The sequence below is a fragment of the Maribacter aquimaris genome, assembly GCF_014596745.1.
Lineage (GTDB): Bacteria > Bacteroidota > Bacteroidia > Flavobacteriales > Flavobacteriaceae > Maribacter_A > Maribacter_A aquimaris.
Window position 1 is genome coordinate 40,405 of record NZ_JABTCF010000018.1, and the last position, 8,404, is coordinate 48,808.

Here is an 8,404-nt window from a genome sequence, read left to right on the forward strand (position 1 = left end):
AGACATAACATTATGAAAAATATAGTTTTAGGATTAATAATAATCATATGTTTCTCTGCTTGTGAAAAGACATTGGAGGAAGTTCCAAAAGATTTTATCTCCAAGGCAAACTTCTACAATAATGAAGAAGACGCCCAAGCAGCTATTGTCGGTGTTTATGCTGGTTTACAATCTGACTTTTTTGGGATTAACAGTTATTTAATGACAGAGTTGCACGGAGATTTTATCTTTGGAAGAGGATCACAGGCCCCAATTACTATTTGGGACCAAATATTAGATCAGACAAGTATAGGAAGGTGTGCCACAAATTGGTCATCTTTTTATACTACCATCAATCGGGCAAACGCGGTATTGGATAATGTGCCTAATATTGAAAATATGGATACTGGGGTAAAAGAACAGATTTTAGCCGAAGCACATTTTTTAAGGGCCTTAAGTTATTTTGAATTGGTTCGTGGTTGGGGAGCTGTACCGATAAAGACAAGTGAAAGTATCGACTTGAGTGCTGTGGAAGCTCCACGGAAACCGGAAAGTGAGGTCTATGAATTGATCATTGCTGATGCCTTAGCCGCTGAAAGTGGTCTTGGCGAAGTAGGGGGACAAACAGGTAGGGCGTCTAAATGGGCTGCAAAAATGCTCTTGGCCCATGTTTATTTAACTTTGGAAGAATGGGAAGCCGCAGCTGAAAAGGCAGAAGATGTAATTGTAAACGGTCCGTTTAGTCTTGTCACAGTTGAAAATTCAGATGATTTTTATAACATTTTTGCTGTTAATACTAGCACTGAGGATATAATGTCCATACACCATTCTGAAACAAAGACTTCGAGCATCCCGACCTATATTCATAGGGCACAAGCAATACCATACAACTATTCTTCAACTGGATATTATGCATGGCTTCCAGATTCCAATTCATTTATTGGTGATAGCTGGGACGATAATGACTTACGAAAGGGTTTTAATTTATATACCCAGTATCAGGATTCTGAAGGGTTATGGGTTCCTTTACCTGAAACTTTACCTGTACTCTTCAAAAAGTTTATTACGAATGCCTCTGGACAAAGCGTAAATAGCGTTCCTGTTTATAGATTGGCTGAAGCATATTTATTTTATGCCGAAGCTGCAAGTAATGCAAATGGAAGCCCAACCGCACTTGCGTTGGAGCGGTTGAATATAATAAAGAGGAGGGCTTATGGTTTTGACCTTAATACAACATCTGTAGAAGATTATTCTTCTGGAATGGGAGCGGATGATTTTAGAAATGCAGTATTACAGGAACGGGCATATGAGTTTTTATTGGAACGTAGACGTTGGTTTGATTTAAAACGAACGGGGACAGTTCAGGAAGCTTTTGCTGCTGCGGGTAAAAACATTATAGACGAACGTCTTTTATGGCCAATACCCGAAGATGAAATAAACAATAATCCAGCAATCAGTCAGTCTGATCAGAATCCAGGATATTAACATAAATAGTAAGTCAATACAGGCCTGGTATTGGGCCTGTATTTTCCTAACATTTTTGTTTACAACGGATTTATGTGTATGACGCAACGGTTATAGGATTAAATACCACTGATTACTACCGAAATGAAATCCCTCTGTTTGGTTTACCCAGTTTAGAATAGCATTTAGGTATTAAAACTACTAGTTATCTGATTGTTTTCCATTGATAATACTTCAAAAAGAGGTAACGGATCTAATTCCGATTTGGAGAAACAATTATGATGGGGTTACAGTAAATTCCATCCAAATAACGGTTACATAGATAGGAGTTTGGTATGATAATACATTGGTATATGATCCAAAATAAAACACAATTAAGTATTAATGATAAAATAATGGAATATGAAAAAATTATTAGGCTTTTTTATACTCATATTAATGATTCAGGCTTTGGATGCCCAAACAAAAAAATATGATATAGTCATTTATGGGGGGACTTCGGCAGGAGTAGCTGCAGCTATCCAATCCAGTAGAATGGATAAGTCTGTAGTATTAATTGAACCAACCAACAGATTAGGAGGGTTGACAACAGGTGGGTTGGGTCAAACAGATATTGGTAACAAACAGGCTATTGGAGGTATATCCAGGGAATTTTATGAAAATATCAAAAAATATTATGATGACGAAAACAATTGGAAATGGGAGAAATCGTCGGAATATATGGATGGAGGTCAAACAAGAACGGAAAAAGGCGAACCTACCATGTGGACTTTTGAGCCTTCGGCTGCCTTGTCCGTTTATCATGATATGTTAAAAAAGGAGAAGGTAAAGGTAATATATAACGAGAGGTTAAATAGGGATTCAGGTGTAGATAAGGTAAATGGAAAGATATCTTCGATTACAATGGAAAGTGGAAAGAAATTTGTCGGTAAAGTATTTCTTGATGCAACTTATGAAGGTGACCTCTTAGCTTCGGCTGGAATCAGCTATGCGTTAGGTCGTGAAAGCAATCAGGAATATGGAGAAACGCTAAACGGGGTTCAACCGAACAATTATAATATATCTTTGACCCATTTGATTTCTAAAAATGCTGCAAACCACAATTTTATACCGAGAGTAGATCCCTACATAGTTAAAGGAGACCCAGAGAGTGGACTTTTGCCTAATGTCAATGAAAAACCCGGCATTGAAGGAGAAGGGGATAATAAAATTCAGGCTTATTGCTTTAGGATGTGTTTGACCGACCATCCTGAAAACCGAATTTCATTTAAGAAACCTGCTAATTATGATGAACTGAATTATGAGCTTCTATTTAGAAATTATGAAGCTCGCAAAGGTTCGGTACGTGACATGTACTATAAAGGTGGTCCTTTGTTACCATTAATAAATTCCGGTATGCCAAATCGTAAGACCGATTCTAATAATAGATTTGGTTTTTCAACTGATTATATAGGAAAAAATTATAACTATCCAGAAGCTTCATATGCTGAGAGGGAAAAAATCATCGAAGACCACCGTAACTACCAAATGGGCTTAATGTGGACATTGGCCAATCATCCCAGGATTCCGAAGGAAGTGCGTGATGAGGCTTCCAATTGGGGTACTACAAAAGATGAATTTGAAAGAGAAGATGGTTGGCAACAACAATTATATATTCGTGAGGCTAGACGAATGATCAGTGATTATGTTATGACACAGCATAATTGTGAGGGTCTCGTTGTGGCAGAGGATGTCATTGGGTTAGCCGCATATACGATGGATTCCCACAATACACAACGTTACGTAGATGCTAACGGTTATGTTCAAAATGAGGGTAATGTCGAAGCTCATGGTTTTGATCCATATCCAATAAGTTATAAATCTCTGGTGCCTAAAAAGGAAGAGTGTGAAAACTTGATAGTTCCAGTTTGTCTTAGTTCTACCCATATTGCATTTGGCTCTATTCGAATGGAACCGGTATTCATGGTTTTAGGACAATCTGCGGCTACAGCAGCTTCTTTGGCTATTGATTCTAGTAAACCGGTTCAAGACATTTCCTATGAAAATTTGAAATCAACTTTGTTGAAAAATGGGCAGCATCTAGAATAAATAATTGAAGCAGGAAATATCCTTTAAAACAATAGATATCCTTTAAAACATCAACGTAAAATGTCATGTTTAGAATAGAATATTCAAACCTTAGTAAGTATTTTTTTATTGGTTTAATTTGTTTAGGCTCACTTTTGGCTAATTCATGTGTAAATAAAAATGAAGAATTAACAGCATCACCTAATATTGTATTGATACTTTCAGATGATCTTGGCTATGGGGACTTGGGGTCATACAATAATAATTCCCTAGTCCCCACACCAAATTTGAATAAATTGGCATCTGAAGGAATTAGTTTTACCAATGCATATTGCCCTGTTTCTGTATGTTCTCCTTCTAGATATGCGTTGATGACCGGAACATATCCTTTTAGGAGTTGGAAAAGTTCAGGTGTTATGTCCAATTATGAACCCTCAATGATAGATGAAGGTCAATTAACTCTGCCACAAATGTTACAACAGTCGGGTTATACGACGGCAGGGTTTGGTAAATGGCACTTGGGAGCTACATTTCCTACATTGGATGGGTTAAAACCTGCTGGATTTGGAAAATTTAAGGCAGATAATAATGGTGCGAATATTGATTTACAAAAGCCAATCAGTGATGGTCCCGTCGCTCATGGTTTTGAGAATTGGTATGGATTCAGTTGTGCCAGTGAATGTTGGGTTATGGACGGTGATGATATTGTAGCCGCTTTACAGCATGAATTTTATAATATCGATTCAGCCAAACATAAGGAACATATTGAAATTATTCCGGCCAATAAATATCTTAAACGTATTACCGAGAAGAGTACTCAATTTTTAACCCAACAATCCAAAACCAAAAAGGAAGCTCCTTTCTTTTTATATTTCGCCCCTTATGTTCCTCATATACCCTTATCGGTTAGCGAAGAATTTAAAGGTACGACCAAAGCTGGTTTTTATGGTGATTACGTATCTGAATTGGATACCTATATCGGTAAAATATTGAATACACTTGACAGTTTGGGACTGGCAGAAAATACGATAATCCTTTTTGCAAGTGATAATGGGTCCCAATTTGAGAGGACCGGAGTTCATATAGATAATGCAAATCCAAGTAACAACCTAGAAGATGTTAACGGAAAAAGTCAGAATCCAAATGAACATCATCCTAACGGTAATTTAAAAGGTTCTAAATGGACAATTTGGGAAGGTGGTGTGCGTATGCCCTTTATTGCAAAATGGCCTGGTAAGATTCCGGCAGGTATCAAATCAGATAAGATTTTTGCATTAAATGATATACTGGCAACCATTAGTTCGGTAATTGGATTTGACTTACCCAAAGATGCTGCCATTGATAGTTATGACCAATTTCCGAACCTTATGGGAGAAGAAAAAATCATTAGGGAATCCGTGGTGGTACAATCTGCAAAAAACCGTATGGGTTTTAGAAAGGGGAATTGGAAATACGTTGAGCCAGATAATGATGAGTTGGAAGGACAATTATACAATCTGTTGGAGGATGAATCAGAATCAAGAAACCTAATCAGGGAGAATGCTGACGTGGCAGAGGAAATGCGTAAAGAATTACTTAATATAATAACAGGAACGGTCTCAGAAAAATAGAAAACTTATGAAAAATAATAAGCAAATCATATTGTCCATGATGGTGTTACTGATTTCAACATCTATTATGTTTTCCTGTAAGGAAAAAGCTAATGTACTAAAAGAATCAATTGAAGCGGATATCATTATTTATGGAGGTACTTCGGCAGCCATATCAGCAGCTGTGGAAGCAAAGCGTTCTGGAAAATCTGTTATTGTGGTATCTCCGGATAAGCACCTAGGAGGTTTGACTTCAGGAGGTTTAGGATGGACAGATACAGGGGACAAAAGCGTGATTGGAGGACTGGCAAGAGAGTTTTACCATAGAGTATACAAATATTATAATACAGATGAGGCTTGGCAATGGCAGCCCAAAGAGGAGTATGGGAATACTGGTCAGGGAACACCTGCGATGGACGGTGAAAATAGAACTATGTGGATTTTTGAACCTCATGTGGCAGAAAAAGTATTTGAAGACTTGGTTAAAGAAGATAGTATAAGAGTTGATCGGGATGAATGGTTGGATAGGGAAAATGGGGTTGTGCTTGAGGGCGGTAATATCAAATCATTTTCTACACTATCCGGTAAAACATATTCTGGTAAAATATTTTTAGATGCAACTTATGAAGGAGACTTAATGGCCGCAGCAGGAGTTAGTTATCATGTAGGTCGCGAAGGTAAAGACGTGTATGGGGAAGAGTGGAACGGCGTACAAACAGGAGTTTTACATCATAAGCATTGGTTTGAGTCCGATATTTCTCCTTACGTAGTACCAGGTGACCCGTCAAGCGGGCTATTGCCTAGGGTTTCTGCGGAAAATCCAGGAGAAAAACATAGTGGTGACGATAAGATTCAGGCCTATTGTTTTAGAATGTGTATGACCGATCATGAACCGAATAGAGTTCCTTTTCCTAAACCAGATGGCTATGACCCAATGCAATATGAACTAATGGCACGAGTTTTTGATACAGGAAGAAAAGACTGGTTCCAAAAATTTGATGCCATACCAAATCATAAGACCGATACGAATAATCATGGTCCGTTCAGTAGCGATAATATTGGTATGAATTATGACTATCCGGAAGCTTCCTATGAGCGAAGAAAAGAAATTATAAAGGAACACGAACAATATCAAAAGGGACTATTGTGGTTTGTGGCCAACGACCCAAGGGTTCCTAAAGATATACAGTTGAAAATGCAAAAGTGGGGGTTAGCCAAAGACGAGTTTACAGATAATGGTAATTGGCCTCATCAAATTTATGTTCGGGAAGCAAGACGAATGGTTGGAGAATTTGTTATGACAGAAAATGAATTATTAAAAAAGAGAAAAACCCCAAACCCAATTGGATTAGGATCATATACAATGGATTCCCACAATGTGCAACGCTATATAAAACCAGATGGTTTTGTCCAGAATGAAGGCGATATCGGGGTAGAAACAAATGGTCCATATACAATATCTTATGGTTCCTTGGTGCCGAAGAAAAATGAATGTAAAAATTTATTGGTGCCTGTGTGTGTTTCATCAAGCCATATTGCTTTTGGTTCTATAAGAATGGAGCCGGTATTTATGATTTTGGGTCAATCAGCAGCAGCAGCAGCAGTTTTGGCAATCAATGAAAATACCACAGTTCAAAATGTGGATTATAATAAATTGAAAGAAGTTTTAGTGGCAAAGGGTCAGATAGTTGAATAATTAAGATTTTTAAATGATATCATTTTTAATTTCCATTGCAGTTTTGATTTTAGGTTATTTCACCTATGGTAAGTTTGTTGAACGTATTTTCGGTATAGATAAAAATCGGGAAACTCCGGCAATCAAATTAAGGGACGATGTGGATTATTTGCCACTTCCTGCCTGGCGAATTTTTCTTATTCAATTTTTGAACATTGCTGGTTTAGGACCAATTTTCGGAGCCATTGCGGGGGCAATGTTTGGACCATCGGCATTTTTATGGATTGTTCTAGGAAGCATATTTGCGGGAGCTGTCCATGATTACTTTTCTGGAATGCTTTCCTTAAGGCATGATGGATTAAGCATTAGTGAAGTCGTGGGTATCTATTTAGGTCCAAATATGAAGTATTTTATGAGGTTCTTCACTATTGTATTATTAATTTTTGTGGGAACTGTTTTTTTAATGGGGCCAGCTAAGATAATAGATGAAATGACCGGTAATTTTTGGAACCTATGGGTATGGGTGGGTATTATTTTACTTTATTATATCCTATCGACATTACTGCCAATTAATAAAATGATAAGTAAGATCTATCCTATTTTTGGATTGGCAATGCTTTTGATGGCAATTGGGTTACTTATTGCCCTTTTGTTTGGGGATTATGTAATACCGGAAATAGTACCTGCCAATTTAAGGAATATGACTACGAATCCTACGGAAACCCCCATGTTTCCAATTCTTTTTATAACAATTGCATGCGGAGCTATTTCAGGATTTCATGCAACACAATCTCCGCTAATGGCCCGTTGTATAAAAAATGAAACTTTGGGGAGGAAAATTTTTTATGGCACTATGATTACGGAAGGTATTGTAGCATTGATTTGGGCCGCAGCCGCAATGGCCTTTTTTGGAAATGTTGACTTACTGAATGATGCTATGCTCGCTAATAATAGTAACGCAGCTTGGGCTGCTAATGAAATCTCTACCAATATGTTAGGTAAGATAGGGGGATTTTTGGCATTATTGGGTATTGTAGCTGCACCTATTACGTCAGGGGATACAGCATTTAGATCTGCACGACTAATTCTTGCTGATATATTTAAAACGGATCAAAAGAAAATAAAGAATAGGCTGTATCTAAGTATACCATTATTTGTGATAGCCTTTATTCTGACACAAGTTGATTTTGGTGTCATTTGGCGTTATTTCGCATGGAGCAACCAAACCTTGGCAACAGTAGTACTATGGGCGATTACAGCATATCTAACCTATACCAAAAAGTTCTATTGGATTACCCTTATTCCTGCTATTTTTATGACTATGGTATGTTCCACCTATATTTTGATTGCACCGGAGGGATTTGAATTGGATAATACGATATCCTATATTTTAGGTGGAATTATAACTTTAATAGTTTGTGTTTTGTTTATGACATTAATCGTTAGGAAGCAGAAAGTTTATCAAATTACCGAAACCGAAAATATCGTTTGAGTTTGTTAGTTAGTTAAAGCCGGACTTCATTTTTTTGAAGTCCGGTTTTTTGTTTAAGGGACATCATCCTTTTATATTTTCCATCTTTTTATCAATAAATTTAAGGAGGAGTCCATAAGCTGGTTTGGCCATTTCTCC

5 protein-coding genes are annotated in these 8,404 nt (G+C 37.3%); all 5 read left to right on the forward strand.

Translation table 11 applies throughout. The annotated features are described in order from the left end of the window. Positions 1-12: 12 nt before the first annotated feature. The 5 genes from HPE56_RS19725 to HPE56_RS19745 all read left to right on the forward strand — a co-directional run bounded on the left by HPE56_RS19725 (position 13) and on the right by HPE56_RS19745 (position 8,266). On the forward strand, positions 13-1,464 hold the full coding sequence (locus tag HPE56_RS19725; protein ID WP_188245466.1) for a RagB/SusD family nutrient uptake outer membrane protein: 1,452 nt from the start codon (positions 13-15) through the stop codon (positions 1,462-1,464). Positions 1,465-1,845: 381 nt separating this feature from the next. Next, positions 1,846-3,531 carry an FAD-dependent oxidoreductase gene (locus HPE56_RS19730; protein WP_188245467.1) on the forward strand — a complete coding sequence of 562 codons (1,686 nt, stop codon included), beginning with the start codon at positions 1,846-1,848 and terminating at the stop codon, positions 3,529-3,531. A gap of 65 nt (positions 3,532-3,596) precedes the next feature. Then, positions 3,597-5,120 (forward strand): sulfatase family protein, encoded by a 1,524-nt coding sequence (locus HPE56_RS19735; protein WP_188245468.1) that lies wholly within the window; start codon positions 3,597-3,599, stop codon positions 5,118-5,120. Between the two features lie 7 nt (positions 5,121-5,127). Next, the gene (locus tag HPE56_RS19740; RefSeq protein ID WP_223170389.1) at positions 5,128-6,795 is read left to right on the forward strand and encodes an FAD-dependent oxidoreductase; all 1,668 of its coding nucleotides are present in this window, start codon (positions 5,128-5,130) and stop codon (positions 6,793-6,795) included. Positions 6,796-6,808: 13 nt separating this feature from the next. Next, positions 6,809-8,266, forward strand: a complete 1,458-nt coding sequence (locus HPE56_RS19745; protein WP_188245469.1) for a carbon starvation CstA family protein — start codon at positions 6,809-6,811, stop codon at positions 8,264-8,266. Positions 8,267-8,404 lie beyond the last annotated feature (138 nt).